Consider the following 16864-nt stretch of genomic DNA (forward strand, 5'->3'; position numbering starts at 1 on the left):
GGCTGTACAATCTAAGCCCTTGCTTCTACTTCTCCTGTAAATTGGATTTCTACAGAAGGATGGGTAGCAGGGGCTTTCATCTCTAATAAATCAGACAGAAGGGTGTGAAGTGGAGTGGAAAATGTAAAGCCAGGGCTAAGCTCTCAAAGACATAAAAGCTCTAAGGGTCAACGGCAGATCCAGCTGACAGGTTGGTTATTCGTTATTGTGCCGGTAATTATGATCAGTATTTTCTATTTCTATCCAATGATTCAAGCCTTAATTCTATCCTTCAAGACAGGTAGGGGCAATAATCTTCATTTTACCGGCCTTGATAATTATATTCGGCTGTTTAGCGACACCACTTTCCTTACAGCCGTCAAAAACACTTTTATTTATTTGATTATTCAGGTCCCAGTTATGCTGGTGCTGGCGCTCTTTATCGCTGTGCTGCTAAATGACGAAAGACTGAAATTTAAAGGGTTTTTCAGAACGGCCATATTTCTGCCAACGGTAACTTCACTTGTAGCCTACTCCGTTGTTTTCAAGTACATGTTTGGAGCCGAAGGTATCGTCAATAAATTTCTGGTGAATCTGCATCTAATCAGCGAACCGATTCAATGGATTACTGACCCCTTCTGGGCCAAAGTCACTATCATTATCGCTATCACTTGGCGCTTTACTGGCTATAATATGATTTTCTATTTGTCCTCACTGCAAAATGTCGACAAATCAATATATGAGGCTGCTCATATAGATGGTGCGAGTGCATTTACACAATTTTTCAAAATTACAATTCCCCTATTGAAGCCGATTATCTTGTTCACGACGATCACATCGACCATTGGTACCCTTCAGTTGTTTGACGAGGTGGTTAACATCACGAAAGGTGGACCCGGCAATGCAACCATGTCGATTTCCCAATATATTTATAACCTTTCCTTTGAATACACACCTAACTTTGGATACGCTGCAACCGTCTCCTATTCGATTGTTGTAATGGTGCTCATTCTGACGCTTATTCAGAACAAAGTAGGAGGGGATAAGAGATAATGAAAACCAAACGCATGTTTACTTACGTTTTTCTAATCATCGCTGCGCTGATCTCTATCTTTCCATTTATCTGGATGGTTATAAGCGCCACGAACCAGTCGGTTGATGTAACCAAAGGAACATTGTTGCCGGGTGCACATTTAGTGAAAAATATAAACAATCTATTTAGTTCAGTGGATATGTGGCAGGCTCTCTGGAACTCTGCAAAAATCTCTGTGGTGACTACTGTGCTTTCACTGCTAGTCGCATCGGCGGCTGGATATGGTTTTGAAATGTACCGCAGCCGGAGTAAAGATATCGTATTCAATATTTTACTTGCTTCAATGATGATTCCATTTGCGGCGATCATGGTACCTCTATTTCAAATGTTCGCAAAAGTATCTAGTGTAGTGCCTTTTCTGGGCATCGATACAGCATCGGCGGTCATTCTTCCGACATTTACAACAGCATTTCTAATTTTCTTCTTTCGTCAAAGTACAAAAATGTTTCCTAAGGATATGATGGAGGCTGGGCGCATCGATGGTCTTTCGGAATTTGGTTTGTTCTTCCGCATTTATATGCCAACGATGAAATCAACTTACGCTGCCGCAGCGATTATCACATTTTTAAACAGCTGGAACAATTATCTGTGGCCTTTGATCGTATTGCAATCACCAGAAAATATGACTGTGCCTCTTCTTATCTCGAATCTAGGCTCAGGTTATGCCCCTGACTATGGTCTGATCATGTCTGCGATTGTCATTACAACCTTGCCGACAGCACTAGTGTTCTTCATGATGCAAAAGCAATTTGTAGCTGGGATGACGGGTTCGGTTAAATAAGTTAGCGATCATGTTATGAATAGAGGAGGAAATATAGATGAAGCAGCAGGTTGAACGAAACCTCACTCCAAGTCTGGAATGGTTATCAGACCCTTCCATTTATGCAATAGGCAGAGTGCACGCGCATTCTGACCATCGATATTACCAAACGAAAAATGAAGCCGAAGCGCTTGGAGAAATGCCCTGGCGCCACAGCCTGAACGGCAGCTGGAAATTTAGCTATGCCCAAAATGCCATGGAACGACAGGTTCATTTTTATAAGGAGAACGTGTCTTGCAGAGGCTGGAAGGATATTAAAGTTCCCGGTCATATCCAACTTCAGGGTTATGGGCAGCCTCAGTACGTGAATACGATGTACCCATGGGACGGTCATGAGCATCTTAGACCTCCAATGATCTCTGAGGACCACAATCCTGTAGGCAGCTATGTCAAATATTTTGAAGTTCCTGCGGGCTGGGAGCAACGTCCGGTGTATATTTCTTTTCAAGGAGTTGAATCGGCTTTTTATATATGGCTAAACGGGGAATTTGTTGGCTATAGCGAAGATAGCTTTACACCGAGTGAATTTGATTTAACATCGTACTTGACGGAAGGTGAAAATAAGCTGGCGGTCGAAGTCTATCAGCGCAGCACGGGGAGTTGGTTGGAGGATCAGGACTTCTGGCGCTTTTCGGGAATCTTTCGTGAGGTGTATCTATACACCGTGCCGGATGTTCATGTGCGGGATCTCCATGTTCAAACCGATTTGGATGAAAAGTTTGAGCAAGGAACGCTGACGACTGTCATGCAATTGATAGGTAAGTCTGCCTCAAAAGTGCTCCTTGAGCTTAAGGATAGAGCAGGTAATCTTGTGGCTAGTACTGAAAGTGAAGTTTCAGGAGATTCCCTTTCGCTTACGCTTGCGGCAACAAAGGTGCAGCTGTGGAGCGCTGAAGCTCCTAATCTGTATACCCTTTACGTCTCTGTTTACAACGCATCCGGGGATCTTGTAGAAGTTGTGCCGCAAAAAATTGGTTTTCGGAAATTCGAAATGATAGATAAGATTATGCACTTAAACGGCAAACGTATTGTATTTAAAGGTGTCAACCGACATGAGTTTAATCCGCGCTTTGGACGCAGCATTACAAAAGAAGATATGCTGTGGGACATAAAAACCTTAAAGCAGGCGAACATCAACGCTGTGCGGACCTCGCACTATCCGAATATGACACTCTGGTATGAGTTGTGTGATGAATACGGAGTCTATGTCATTGACGAGATGAATTTAGAGTCGCATGGATCATGGCAGAAAATGGGGGCCATTGAGCCGTCTTGGAACATCCCCGGCAATAAGCCTGAATGGCAGGATATCGTGATGGATCGTGCGATTTCCATGGTAGAGAGAGACAAAAACCATCCCTCCATTCTAATTTGGTCCTGTGGGAACGAATCTTTTGCAGGAGAAGTAATTTTGAACGTAGCCAATTATTTTCGAGAGAAGGATCCTACTCGTTTGGTTCATTATGAAGGGGTGTTCCATAACCGTGAATATGATGATTCGAGCGATATGGAAAGCCGCATGTATGCGAAAGCGGCAGATATTGAAAGATATTTAACAGAAGATCCGTTAAAGCCATATATTAGCTGTGAATACATGCATGCGATGGGTAATTCCGTCGGGGGACTGCATAAATACACAGAGCTAGAACAGAAGTATCCAATGTATCAGGGTGGATTTATCTGGGATTATATGGATCAGGTGATTATAAAAAATGATCGATACGGTAAGCCCTTCATGGCTTATGGAGGAGACTTTGATGACCGTTCAACCGATTACAACTTCTCCGGTAACGGAATTGTGTATGCGGATCGGAGATGGTCGCCAAAAATGCAGGAAGTGAAATTTCTGTATCAGAACGTCAAGCTGCTCCCGGACAGTCAGGGTTTTACAATCAGAAATGAAAACTTATTTGTGGGCTTGGATGCTTATGAATTACAATACGCTCTGAACTATGAGGGTAGGGTCATCCAGCGTGGAACTGTATTCGCTCAGGTTAATCCGGGCGAGGAAAAATATGTACAAGTGGATCAACCTGATATTAAGAATCAGCCTGGCGAGTATAGCTTGGATGTTTCACTTGTCCTGAAGGAAAATTCATTATGGGCGAATAGCGGTTATGAAATCGCTTTTGGCCAGCATGTTTTTCAAGTGGCAAATACGTCAGCCGAGGAGTCTTTAACAGATGCTAAGATAACATCTGTCGTGAATGATTTTCGCGTGGTTGAAGGAGATGTGAATATTGGCGTACATGGTCGCGACTTCTCCGTAATGTTCTCAAAGCAGGCGGGTACATTAATTTCTGTTAAATATTCAGGGCAGGAAATGATCTCTTCACCGCCCGCACCGCTCTTCTGGAGAGCAATGACAGACAATGACAAGGGGGCAGGAATGCATTTCGACTCTTCCCCTTGGTATGCAGCAAGCTTGACCCGTAGAACGTTAAGCTTCGAACTCGTGGAGGAGAAAGACCGTGCGACGGTGACTTACGTGTATAAGCTTAGTGTATCAGAGGAGGTACGTGTAAGTGTAACTTACACAGTGTTCTCCGATGGAAGCATACAGGTGAAATCAAGCTACCATGGAGCAGCGGGTTTACCAAAGCTTCCGATCTTCGCTTTAAGCTTTAAGGTGCCAGCGGATTATCACCAGCTGAATTGGTATGCAAATGGGCCGGAAGAAAATTATATCGACCGTGCGTGTGGGGCGAGATTGTGTCGCTTCCAGAATCATGCGGTGGACAATGTGTCGTCCTATTTGGTGCCGCAGGAATCGGGCAACCGCACAGGTGTGCGCGAAGTATCGATTAAGAACGATTATGGCCAAGGCATTATAATATCGGCACCAGCTACAGCCCCTGTTGAAGCCAATATCTCGCCTTACTCGGCAATGGAGCTGGAGAATGCGACACATCATTATGAGCTGCCAAACGTCCACTATACCGTTGTTACCATTGCTGGACGTCAAATGGGTGTAGGCGGGGATGACAGCTGGGGAGCTCCAGTTCTTGATGAATATCAAATCAATCCATCCTTAGATATGGATTTTGAATTTACAATTCGCAGAGCATGATGATAAAAATTCAACAGGCTCGGTTCAATGTTAAATTTGAACCGAGCTTTTTTTATGCTCGTTATAATTCCTTATAATTTGAGCTCAGTAAAACCTTATAAAGTCCTTAGATTTGCTATATATGATCAACGTATAGCAAATGAGAGGATGATGTAGGATGGGAGAGTATATTTTACAAACTAATAATTTATCCAAGAGTTTCAGGGGGCAGCGTGCGGTTAGCGATATCAGCATAACCGTAAAAACTAATTCGATTTATGGACTGCTAGGCCCAAACGGCGCAGGTAAATCGACGACTCTAAAAATGATAACAGGGATTCTTCGAGCGACGTCAGGACAAATTTTATTTGACGGTCATCCATGGACACGTAAGGATTTACTACACATTGGAGCGCTGATTGAGTCCCCGCCACTTTACGGGAATTTGACTGCTGCCCAAAATTTGAAGGTACATACGACAATATTAAACTTACCGGATTCTCGGATTCGGGAAGTTCTTGAAATTGTTGATTTAACAACAACAGGCAAAAAAAGAGTTGGACAATTCTCTATGGGCATGAAGCAACGTCTCGGGATTGCGATCGCCTTGTTAAATCAACCTAGACTCTTGATTCTGGATGAACCGACAAATGGGCTTGATCCGATTGGGATTCAGGAATTACGTGAGCTTATACGCTCATTTCCTGCACAAGGGATTACCGTCATCTTATCGAGTCATATTCTTCATGAGGTGGAGCAAATTGCCGATCATATTGGGATCATTAGTAATGGTGTTCTAGGGTATCAGAATGCAATATATCCTGGTGATGATTTGGAGGAATTGTTCATGGAAGTCGTGACTCGGAACAGACAGGAGGTAACAAGATGATCCACTATCTTTTATCCGAAAATCTTAAATTCAAACGAACATTTTCGCGAAAATTGATTGTCGTGGTGCCACTGTTTTTTCTTCTATTTTCATTTTTCACACAACAGAACCTGCAAACGGAAGACCACTATTTTATGGAAATGGTATTTAATTGGTGGCCGCTGTTATTCATGACCATAGGATCTGCTTTGTTGTCTACACTATCGAATAACAAGGATCGTAAGGCTGGAGGGTACCGTAGCTTAAGCAGTCACGGAATTAGTATCGCTAAACTTTGGCTCAGTAAAATAATTGTGGTGTCATATTATTTGCTGCTGTCTTCGCTGCTCCTTATTGCAGTAATGTACCTATCTGGTCTTTTGTTTCCTTTGGGTGCAGCACCCTTATCTGAAATTACAACAGCCGCTATTGTTGTTTGGTTGACCTCTTTGGGGATGATTCCAATCTATCTATTCTTAGCCGAACAATTTGGGGCGGTAGTATCTATTCTTGCAGGTCTGTTTGGGATGATTGTGAGTGTACTAGCAGCGGATCAACCTTCATGGATTTATGTTCCGTGGAGTTGGGCTTTAAGGTTAATGTGTCCGATTGTTGGTGTGCGTCCCAATGGTGTGGCTCTTTCAGCACAGGATGCTCTAAGAGACTCTTCGGTTATTTTACCTGGAATTGTGGTGTCGCTTGTATTCTTTTTGGTAACCCTCACCTTAACTAGCTGCTGGTTTAGTAGAAGAGAGGTGCGATAGAGATGGTGATACTCCGACTATTACAAGCTGAATGGTTGATGACTAAGCACACTGCAATTCGTTGGTTGATATTCCTTGTTCCTGTTCTATATCCGATGATGGTACTTTGGTATTTTTCACAGCGTGCGGATCAGCTTCACATCTATGATGGTTATTTTTCATTACTAGCCTTTGGGTTGCCTGTTGGGATAGGATTATTCTCTGCTTTAATGAGTGGTTTAGAGGAGGGGGCAGGGGGATTCTATAATCTATTAAGTGCTCTTTCACGTCCGAAGTGTTATATAAGAAAACTAGGGTTCATAATCTTGGCGATGATATGGATCGTATTCGGTTCAACATCAATTCTAATACTGGGCATGAAAAAAATTTTGCATATAGAGCGGATACAATATCTAATATTCTGGCAAGGAGCTTGTTGGGTAGTAGGCACTGCTCTAATCTTAATGATCTTTCATCTCATCTTAAGTTATGCTGGAGGCATGGGACTTTCTCTAACGGTGGGTAGTGCAGGTACGCTAATTGCAGCCATCGTAGGTGGAACAATTGTAGGAGATAAAGTGTGGTTATACATACCGTGGGCCTGGTCGATGCGGATGATTCAACTTCCCTTATTTTATGCACAACCCAACGGGCTCATTGAAACGGAAGTATTGAAGCTGCAACTTCTTCATTCCGTACCTGCTATACTTATTAGTACAATGGTAATGGCAGTGTTAGGCTTGATATGGTTTTATTACTTTCAGGGTAGGAAATCATATGAATAAATAGGAGTGAGGTCACTGGCTAATATTTTAATAATAGATGATGAACCTGATATTTTGGCGCTAGTAAATAATATTCTTAGCAAAGATCACCATAGGGTTACGATAAAAACAAGTGCACGACATATGCCTTTGAATGAGTACTCGACATTTGATTTAATCCTGTTGGACGTGATGATGCCAGATATCGATGGTTTTGAGCTCTGTACTCAAATCAGGGATATCGTAGACTGTCCGATTCTGTTTCTTACAGCTAAATCAATGGAAACGGATATTATGTTTGGACTTAGTGTAGGTGCAGATGACTATATCGTGAAGCCTTTTCGCGCAGGCGAGTTGAAGGCTCGGGTGAACGCTCATTTGCGGCGTGAAAATCGAGGGAAAAATCATATGTTAAGCGCATCTGGAGTGAAATTCAATCTCTCGGCAAAGGAGATTTTTGTTGATAAAGAGAAAATAAATCTCACTAAAAGTGAATATCAGATATGTGAATTTCTTGCTAGAAATAAAGGTCAGGTTTTTTCCAAAGAACAAATTTATGAATCGGTTTATGGCTATGACAGAGAAAGCGATAGCTCAACTATTACAGAACATGTGAAAAATATCCGCAGTAAGCTGAGTGCGAGGGAGGTTTCACCGATTGAAACCGTTTGGGGGATAGGTTACAAATGGGTGTGAAACGAATACGGCTCCGTACAGTCTTCATTCAATATTTATTATCATTAGGTGCGTGTACTCTATTATTGGCATTTCTGTGTTTAGGGGTATTTACTCTCTTAATGCAGTATGGAATGATTGTTCCAGCAAACCATACCGAGCAATCCATTGCAAAGTCTTGGGATGTTTTGCAGCGTGCGCCACAAATTACGGAAGAAATGATCCCTTGGGGAGCGGAATATGCGGTATTGGATCAGCAAAAGAACTATATTTCAGGAAATATTCCTAAAGAACGTGCTCTAGATATATTGCAGAAGAATCAAAGCAGTTGCAATCTCATGGGTACAAACTGCACCGATGTGATTGAGCGGGAGCATGAGGTTATCGTACTGCAATATGCAATTGTACCGCAGTTCACCTCAAATTTTCTGCATAACACGCTGCCTAATCCGCAATTAACGCTATTGCTGTTTTTTGTAGTTCTGATGTTACTGGAAGTTATTCTGATTTCTGGATTTTTCGCTCGAAGACTGAGTCAAAAAATGGCTTCCTTGCAGGAAGCTGCACATCACATTGAAGCTAAGAATTTGGATTTTACTGTCGTGTATTCTGGGGTCAGTGAAATTGATGAGGTGCTATCATCCCTGGAACAGCTGAGAGAGGAATTGAAAAAGTCGCTAGAACAGCAATGGAATCTGGAACAAATGAAAAAAGAGCAGATTTCTGCGCTTGCCCACGACATTAAGACTCCTCTTACGATTATTCAAGGAAATGCAGATTTGCTGATAGACTCAGATTTAGCAGAGAATCAGCAAGAATATATAGGGTATATTTCCAAAAATGCAGATCAAATCGAACAATACATGGCAACACTCATTGAGATTTCTAATACAAGAAAACAAATTTCTCCCCGCTCTAAATGGGTTGCAACGGATGCCTTTATCCAGCAAATTCGTATGCAGTTAGATGCGTTGGTTGTCCCTAAGCGTCTTCAGATAGAATTTCACCAGGACAATAATCTGCCCCATGAGGTGTTGATTGACGATGAGCTACTTCATCGGGCTATGATGAATGTACTCGCTAATGCGGTAGAGTATTCCCCGTATGAGAGTGTGATTTATTTGCAGGTTGAGGCAAAACAAGATCGGTGGAGTATAACGGTAACAGACAGTGGATCAGGATTTACAAGTGAGGGACTCCAATCAGCAGTTAAGCAGTTTTATCAAGGGGACAGTAGCCGTACCTCCAAAAGTCACTATGGATTGGGACTTTACATTGCCGACACCATTGTCAGGCAGCATCAGGGTAGTCTGCATATTAGCAATTCTCCCCTGACGAGTGGAGGTCAAGTTCGAATCGACGTCCCAGTTCGTGGAGTTAGGTAGAGGTTTATTACACCTCTTAGAATAACATTGGATAAAACTTCTGGTTTATCTGATGAAATTCTAAGGGGTGTATTTTTTATGACGATCAAAACCAAATTCTCAATTGTTGGAAAAGTAGATTAAAATATTGATTGCTATATACAATTAAATACAATAAAGTTGTCATATAGAGGATAATTTTGTCGATTTTTCTGCAAAAATGTTCCAATCCACATTGTATCAGGTGACATTAGGGTCTATGAGGTTCAAATCCTCTTCCTGAAAAAGACATAAGAAAGTGGTGCGCATAATGAGTAGCAACAGATTTGAAAACAAAGTAGTTATTATTACGGGTGCTGGTACCGGAATCGGAAAAGCTACAGCATTGAGAGTAGCAAGAGAGGGTGGTACTGTAGTAGTTGCCAATCGATCAGATGCTGGCGCTAACACAGTCGAAGAAATCAAAGCTTTAGGTGGAGAAGCGCTGTTTGTGCGGTCAGACGTTTCAGTTGAAGCAGACTGCAAAAATATCGTAGATCAAACCTTAGCAGCTTATGGAAAGATTGATTGCCTTTATAATAACTCAGCAATTACAGGAGATAATGCGGATGTTACAGAATATGATCCGATATTGTTTCAAAAGGTGATTCAGACAAATCTTAATGGCCAATTCTACATGTTGCATTATGCATTACCACATATGAAATCCGGTGCTTCCGTTCTAAACTGTTCCTCCTTGCATGGTATTTTTATTGGGATGGCAAATGATGCAGCTTATTCAGCAAGTAAACACGCCATTGTGGGCATGACTAAATCGGTTGCTAAAGAAGTGGGTCACCGTAATATCAGAGTAAATGCTATTTGCCCTGGTCCTATTCCTACACCAACCATGAACAGATACGAAAAGTTGTTGTCTGATGATGTAGAGATGCTTCAATCTCTTATCGCTTCTGGAACGGCTTTGGGCAGATATGGTACGCCTGAGGAAGTAGCTGCTTTTGCATGTTTCCTTCTAAGTGATGAGGCTTCATTTATTACAGGTACAGCACATGTGATTGACGGGGGCTACTCCGCAACTAAGTAATTAGACGGATTAATTTACTTATATAAGCATCTAGTATCGAAGGCTTTGCGGCGTATTCCTGTTCGAATATCCTATAGGATGAATGGACTGGAGTTGGAAGGCGCACGCAGAGCCTTTTTTAGTTGTTTCTAAACGATAACGGAATTACACAAGTGTGAATGAAATTAAGGCAAATATAACCATGGATATGTTGGAATTTGTAGAAATTTGTATTTTAATATAAATAAAAAAAGAAATTTGTCGATAATAATATAGGTAATAGGTATGAGTTAAAATATATTAGAAAGGATGTTGCAATAAAACGATACAGGAAATAGATGTCATTAACTATTGATTGTAACGATATGGCATCATTTAAACAAGGCAGTTTGTTCCAAACCCAGTTGCCAAAAGTAGAAGTTACTGAAAAGCCTGGGCAGAAATTTTTTGTCTGTTGGAGTTACATACATTACTTTCTATTATTAAAAAATAACTATTAAAACTTGGAGGAATACAATTATGTCATACACAATTAAATACAACAAAAGTGAAAACCACATCGATGTAGTATCTATCGATTTTTCTGCTGAGGATGTTCCAGGATACTTGAAAGATTTTGAGAATATCATGAAGCTTGTTAGTCCTAAATTTACAGGTACAACTGATGTAACTGAATCTGCAAGTGTACTTTCCCCTGAAGTTGCAGCAATGTTGGCTCCAACAGGTGAGATGGCGAAAGCAGCTGGCCAAGCAGGATGGGCTTATGTAACTAAAAACCCAATTTGGAAAATGCAATTGAAACGTATTTTTGGCAGAGATTTTGCTGATGCTTACGATACCTATGAAGAAGCTAGAACAGTACTGAAAAAATTGCAATAATCTAATAAATAGAGTTAGCAAAAAGTGCGGAGAGCTTTCTCCGCACTTTTTGTTTTATCTATATTTAAAATTGAAAATCTTCATCCTTCAGTGGCTCCACATTAAGCGCCCGGACATATCCGTTGCCTTTCTTCGAGAAGAAGTCATGCTGCTTGGTGTGGGTGCTGATCCCGTTCTGAACAATCGGGTTGATCTCTTCCTCGTCAAATAGCGGATCATGGCCCAGATTCATCATCGCTTTATTGGCATTGTATCTTAGAAAAGTCTTAACCTCGTCCACCAATCCGATAGGGGCATAGATCTGCTCGGTATAACGCTCTTCATTCTCATGCAGCAGTCGAAGCAATTCTACCAGCGTATGGTGAAGTTCGCGTTGCTCGTCTTCTGGGAGCCCGTCAAAGATCTCCTGTGCCAGCACGCCGACATATACCCCATGGATGCTCTCATCCCGTAGAATAAGGTCGATGATCTCACCGCTGCAAGTCATTTTGCCCTGCCCAGCCAGATATAGGGGATAGAAGAAACCACTGTAGAACAAGTAGCTCTCGAGCAGCACGGAGGCTGCCATGGCGAGGTACAGGTCTTTTGGTGAGTCTATGTTTTTGTAATATTGTGAGATGGTCTCCGCTTTGAACTGGAGGAAGGGGTTCTCTTCTACCCAGCGGAATACACTGTCGATCTCCTCTGTAGAGGACAAAGTGGTGAAAATACTGCTGTACGATTTGGCGTGAATTTGTTCCATCATACCCATGAAGCCCAGTACGGCTTTGCGTTGAAGGCCTTCGACATGCTCCATAATCTGTGGCATTCCGACTCCGCCTTGAATCGTATCCAGCAGTGTCAGGCCGCCCAGCACCTTCATATAGGAGTCCTTTTCTTGCTCACTGAGTGTGAGCCAGGACATTTTATCATCGGATAATGGAATTTCATCGTCCGTCCAGAATTGCATAATGTTCTGATTCCAGAACATCAATGAGAAATCGTCGTCGGGACGGTTCCAGTTAACGGCTTGGATAGCGGTCATAATATTGCAATCTCCTTTTCTGCGGCTATAGCCTTCCTTTTAGATCGAGCAGGTGAGGCATTCCTCGACGGACAGCTTTTTGGTCCGGGTGTAATACAGCGACTTCAAGCCTTTATGCGCCGCATACAGGTAGGAGCGGGCCAGTTCTCTGGTGGAAACATCACTGTTAACATGCAGAACGGTCGAGATACCCTGGTCGATATGGGGCTGAATTTCCGCGATCAGATCGATTACCTTGAACTGGTCCATCTGGTAAGCCGATTTATAGAAAAACACATTGTCCGGCCGCAGGTACGGCATCGGATAATAAGTAGTTGAATTAGCATAAGTCCGAGTCTCAATCTGCTCAACAATCGGCATAACGCTTGAAGTGGCGTTTTGGATATAGGAAATGCTGGCCGTTGGCGCAATCGCCAAACGGTAAGCATGGTATAGGCCATTTGTTTTTACCGCATCCCGCAATTGTTCCCAGTCTGCTGGGGATGGGATATAAATATCTCCGAATAACTCTTGTACCCTTGGGGTAGCTGGACGGTAATCGGTAGTCAGGTAACGCTCAAAATAAGCTCCCGTAGCATAATCAGAAGCCTCAAATCCATGGAAAGATCGGCCCGTGGCGGCAGCGATTTCCATGCTTTTCTCCAGCGAGTGGAAATTCATGGTCATAAAGAAGGTCCGGGCAAAATCGCGGGCCTGCTCGCTTTCATAAGCAATGTTGTTCTTAGCCAGATAGCCGTGCAGATTCATGACGCCAAGACCGACAGAGTGCATTTCCTTGTTTGCTTTGGCTACGCCTGGGGCATTGGAAATACTGGTCATATCGCTAACAGCGGTCAGGGCGATCATGCCCTCATGTACGGATTCACGGATTTTGCCATGTTCCATCACGTTAACAATGTTCAAGGAAGCCAGATTGCAGCTTACATCGCGGCGGATTGTACTCTCCTGTCCGTAGTCGGCAATCTCTGAGGTCTCCTGCAGCTGAAAGATTTCAGTACAAAGGTTGGACATTTTGATCTGACCGACGTTTTTCAGGGCATGGGCCGCATTGGCATTGCTCTTGTTCATGATATATGGATAGCCAGATTCCAGCTGGATCATGGCAATTTTGGTCAGCATATCCCGTGCGCTCATAGCTTTCTTCTTTTTGACACGTGGATCGGCCAGCAGCTTATCATACATGTCATCCAGATCCATATCGTCGAGATGCGTGCCGTAGGCTTTGTACACACTGTAAGGAGCAAATACATGCAGCGCTTCATTGTCCTTCGCCAGCTTATAGAAGCGGTTTGGAATAATCAGGCCGATGGACAGGGTTTTGAGTCTTGTTTTTTCGTCGGCGTTGATTTTCTTGCTGTCGAGGAATTCCAGAACGTCCCAGCCAAAAATATTGTAATAGGCTGCTCCTGATCCTTTACGTTGACCCATCTGATCTGCATAGGAGAAGCCGTCTTCCATCAGCTTAAGTACAGGTATAATTCCCTTCGCAGCATCCTCAACACCCTTGATAGTTTCACCACGGGAGCGTAGCTTGGATAGGTTAACGGCCACACCGCCACCGATCTTCGACAACTGCATGCAGGTATTCAGCACATAGTTGATGGAATTGAGCGAGTCGTCCATTTCGATTAGGAAGCAGGAGACGAGCTCACCACGCCGGCTCTTACCGGCATTTAAGAAGGTTGGTGTCGCAGGTTGCAGGCGCTGTTCCATCATCGAACGGGCAAGTACCCCCGCAGTATCGGCATTGCCGCGTCCCAGGTGAAGGGCGACTGCCGCCACACGGTCCGGGTAATGCTCCAGATATTGTTTGCGGTCATTGGTTTTTACAGCGTAATCCGTGTAGAATTTCGAAGCTGCCATATAAGATGGAAAACTGAAGTTGTAGGCGTGGGTAATCTGGTAGACTTCTTCAATTTCCGCCGTGCTGTACTGTTCATAAAAATTCTCGTAGAAATCCTGTTCAATCATATAATCAACCTTGGCTTTTGTATTCGCAAAAACCAGACTCCGCCGCTCTACATCCCGCATAAATTCGGCTACTGCCTCAAGATCTTTGTCTAGCTGAAAGAAGCCACTTTCGTCTCTCTTCATCAACATGTTGTTTAATTCAATATGCCGCAACCCGGCTCACCTCCTGTTTAATCCGTTCTACATCGCCAAATGTACCCGATAACTCAAATTTACCGATAACGGGCACGTTATACCGATCTGCAATCAAGTCCGCGCTGTGCGCGAACAGCTCGCCCCAGTTCTTATTGCCGCTGGCGGCGATGCCCTTCAGATTGGCATTATTGTTCTTCAAGAAAGTAGACACCTTTTCTGGAATCTGTCCAAAGCCGGTGGTATATGTAATAAGCACATAGGGCTCATCAATCGTCATATGCTCCTCAATCTGCACAGCCGGCAACTTAAGTTTGCTGATGAAGCGTCTGACATTTCCTGTTTTTGAATCATACGCGACTAGCATGGTGTCTGTCCCCCTGTAAATATTAAAAACTATTGAAAATAGTATGAAAACTGAATGGATAAGCTATAAATTCTGAAAAATCGTATCTATACTATATTTAGTGTGCGTTGTTTATTTTAATTACTATATGTTGAAAAGTCAATATGGGAACAGCAGTCTTAATAGCTGAGAAAGTGTCTCGTAAGCGGTTTTTTGGTAGACTTTTAGGGCAGAAAGACCGGAGTATTAGCATTTTGCTAGTTTAAAAATAAAAATAAAAAAATTGCAGGAATAAGGGTGATACTTAGGGATGCTGCTGAGGGTGATGGCAAGCCAATAAATCTGTAAGGAACAGAGCCTGCTCCTTGCAGATTTATTGGCTTTATTTTTGCGAAGTGGGATTATTCTTAATAATCTCTTGATCTCAAGAACGGTTGTTCACTCCGAGGCTTCGGTCAGATGGTGAATCTGCTTTAAGTTGCTGCATGTATTCCCTGGGGGAAATTCCGGTGACCTTTTTGAAAACTTTACTGAAATAGAAGGCACTCTCATATCCCAGCTTCTGTGAGATTTCGTAGATGCGACCTTCCCCACGTGCCATCATTTCTTTGGCTGTCGTGATTTTGATCTCCGTGATATATTCCACATAGTTGACCTTGGCAACCTTGGAGAAAAGGTGGCTCAGATAGTTGGGACTGAAATTGAAGACATCAGCCACTTGATTGAGCGAGAGCTTAGTTCCGAGATTTCGTTTAATATACTCTTGGACATTTTTGACGAGCTGCTCCTTGTAGCTTTGTCTGCGGGTAGAGAGGATGTCTGAGCAACCGTCCCGGAACTGGATCAGCCAGCCAGCGATCTCTTCAATCGTATGCATCTGGTAGATAGCCCGGTAGCCCTCCGGTTCATTTTCGAAAATTTGTTCCACAATGTTCTCACCGTCTGCGAGCAGTGAAGTGGCCATGTACAGAATGTTGCAGGCGGCATCAGTGGCGGGAACCAGCAGGTCGGCCCGGCCGTCGAAGATTTCGATCATTTTGGAGATAATGGCGTATAAAGCTTGGGTATCCATTTCTTCAAAAGCACGGCGGATCTCTGTACGCAATTCGGAGAAATCAAACAACAGATGATCCTGCTCCAGCGACTCTCCTTCGGCAAAAAACACAAACGACTGTGCTTTAACCGCAGCAGGAAGCGCTTTTCGCGCAGCGAGGTAGCTTTCCCGCAGCAAATAAGGATCCTCGACCGCAAAGCCGATCGCGCCGATGATCCTTACATTGAAGTAGTTATGGAGTATGGAGGCCATATGGGTCAATAGCATTTCAATCTCAGGCATCCATTGCCGTGAATCCGTCCCGTTGACGGGCAGGGTTACAGCAAAATTGCGCAAGTCCAGACTGCTCACATAACAAGGTCTTATGGAAGTAAGCGTATCTTTGGCCATTTGGACGGTACTTGAGCACAGAGCAACCATTTTATCGCCGCGGGGCGGGACACTGTCTGGCCCCAAAATACGGCAAGTGCAGACTAGATAAGCAGGTTCCTTGAGCTCAAGGTTTAAATCATCTCTCTGCAAAAGGTACTGGTTTTTATTTGCGAATAAGTTATTGAACAGGCGGATGAAAAATTTATCGCGTTGAGCTTGTAGATTGCCTCTATGAGCAAGCATGGGATAGCTGTCTAGGGTTTGAAAAGCCTCCAACTGGGAAATTGCTTTCCGAATGGAGGCATCAAGTGCCTCTGGTGTCAGTTCTAGCTTCACTAGATAATCTGTGGCTTGCACTTCAATCGCTCCACGCGCGTATTCGAATTCCTCGTAGCTTGTTAAGATGATGAACAGCGGAAGCCGGCCGTGTTTTTTGCGTACCGCATTGGCAACTTCTAAGCCGCTTTTAATTGGCATTTTTATATCGCTGATTACGATGTCAGGACGAAGGGTGTCAATCATTTCTTCCTCTTGAGCCCCGTTGTGTGCAATGCCGACAATTTCTATATTATATTGCTCCCACTTCAGCATGGACTGCAAGCCGATACAGACCAGCGCCTCGTCATCAGCAATTAACAACTTGATCAATTCCATCACATCCTTGCTTG

The 16864-nt window shown here is 43.3% G+C and carries 14 protein-coding genes; 10 read left to right on the top strand and 4 right to left on the bottom strand.

The window, feature by feature from the left end; translation table 11 throughout:
- Positions 1–219: 219 nt before the first annotated feature.
- The 10 genes from NST94_RS06750 to NST94_RS06795 all read left to right on the top strand — a co-directional run bounded on the left by NST94_RS06750 (position 220) and on the right by NST94_RS06795 (position 11297).
- Positions 220–1032, top strand: a complete 813-nt coding sequence (locus tag NST94_RS06750) for a sugar ABC transporter permease (RefSeq protein WP_232061505.1) — start codon at positions 220–222, stop codon at positions 1030–1032.
- A complete protein-coding gene (locus tag NST94_RS06755; protein ID WP_076185385.1) occupies positions 1032–1853 on the top strand; it encodes a carbohydrate ABC transporter permease in 822 nt (273 codons plus the stop codon). The genes NST94_RS06750 and NST94_RS06755 overlap by 1 nt, the downstream gene beginning before the upstream one ends.
- A gap of 37 nt (positions 1854–1890) precedes the next feature.
- Complete coding sequence (locus NST94_RS06760; protein WP_339281808.1) at positions 1891–4962, top strand: glycoside hydrolase family 2 TIM barrel-domain containing protein; 3072 nt, start codon at positions 1891–1893, stop codon at positions 4960–4962.
- Between the two features lie 157 nt (positions 4963–5119).
- Positions 5120–5830 (top strand): lantibiotic protection ABC transporter ATP-binding protein, encoded by a 711-nt coding sequence (locus NST94_RS06765; protein ID WP_339281809.1) that lies wholly within the window; start codon positions 5120–5122, stop codon positions 5828–5830.
- Entirely contained in the window at positions 5827–6573 is a 747-nt protein-coding gene (locus tag NST94_RS06770; RefSeq protein WP_248547802.1) for a lantibiotic immunity ABC transporter MutE/EpiE family permease subunit, read from the top strand. The genes NST94_RS06765 and NST94_RS06770 overlap by 4 nt, the downstream gene beginning before the upstream one ends.
- Before the next feature lie 2 nt (positions 6574–6575).
- A complete protein-coding gene (locus NST94_RS06775) occupies positions 6576–7337 on the top strand; it encodes a lantibiotic immunity ABC transporter MutG family permease subunit (RefSeq protein WP_339281810.1) in 762 nt (253 codons plus the stop codon).
- 15 nt (positions 7338–7352) lie between these two features.
- Entirely contained in the window at positions 7353–8012 is a 660-nt protein-coding gene (locus tag NST94_RS06780; protein ID WP_339248754.1) for a response regulator transcription factor, read from the top strand.
- A 113-nt stretch (positions 8013–8125) separates the two neighbouring features.
- Positions 8126–9376, top strand: coding sequence for a HAMP domain-containing sensor histidine kinase (locus NST94_RS06785; protein WP_339281811.1), 1251 nt, complete (start codon positions 8126–8128; stop codon positions 9374–9376).
- Between the two features lie 289 nt (positions 9377–9665).
- Positions 9666–10439 carry an SDR family NAD(P)-dependent oxidoreductase gene (locus NST94_RS06790; protein WP_036675873.1) on the top strand — a complete coding sequence of 258 codons (774 nt, stop codon included), beginning with the start codon at positions 9666–9668 and terminating at the stop codon, positions 10437–10439.
- A 498-nt stretch (positions 10440–10937) separates the two neighbouring features.
- Complete coding sequence (locus NST94_RS06795) at positions 10938–11297, top strand: hypothetical protein (RefSeq protein ID WP_036675871.1); 360 nt, start codon at positions 10938–10940, stop codon at positions 11295–11297.
- A 64-nt stretch (positions 11298–11361) separates the two neighbouring features.
- On the opposite strand, the gene nrdF is transcribed toward NST94_RS06795, so the two are convergent.
- From nrdF to NST94_RS06815, 4 genes are all read right to left on the bottom strand, one after another.
- The gene (gene nrdF, locus NST94_RS06800; RefSeq protein WP_076099522.1) at positions 11362–12321 is read right to left on the bottom strand and encodes a class 1b ribonucleoside-diphosphate reductase subunit beta; all 960 of its coding nucleotides are present in this window, start codon (positions 12319–12321) and stop codon (positions 11362–11364) included.
- A gap of 39 nt (positions 12322–12360) precedes the next feature.
- On the bottom strand, positions 12361–14445 hold the full coding sequence (nrdE, locus tag NST94_RS06805) for a class 1b ribonucleoside-diphosphate reductase subunit alpha (RefSeq protein ID WP_339172188.1): 2085 nt from the start codon (positions 14443–14445) through the stop codon (positions 12361–12363).
- Positions 14432–14791 carry a class Ib ribonucleoside-diphosphate reductase assembly flavoprotein NrdI gene (gene nrdI / locus NST94_RS06810; RefSeq protein WP_036675861.1) on the bottom strand — a complete coding sequence of 120 codons (360 nt, stop codon included), beginning with the start codon at positions 14789–14791 and terminating at the stop codon, positions 14432–14434. Before nrdI ends, nrdE begins: the two co-directional genes overlap by 14 nt.
- 403 nt (positions 14792–15194) lie before the next feature.
- Positions 15195–16844: a helix-turn-helix domain-containing protein gene (locus NST94_RS06815; protein WP_076185377.1), complete on the bottom strand. Its 1650-nt coding sequence runs from the start codon at positions 16842–16844 to the stop codon at positions 15195–15197.
- Positions 16845–16864 lie beyond the last annotated feature (20 nt).

Source organism: Paenibacillus sp. FSL H8-0282 (assembly GCF_037963825.1).
GTDB lineage: Bacteria > Bacillota > Bacilli > Paenibacillales > Paenibacillaceae > Paenibacillus_AQ > Paenibacillus_AQ odorifer.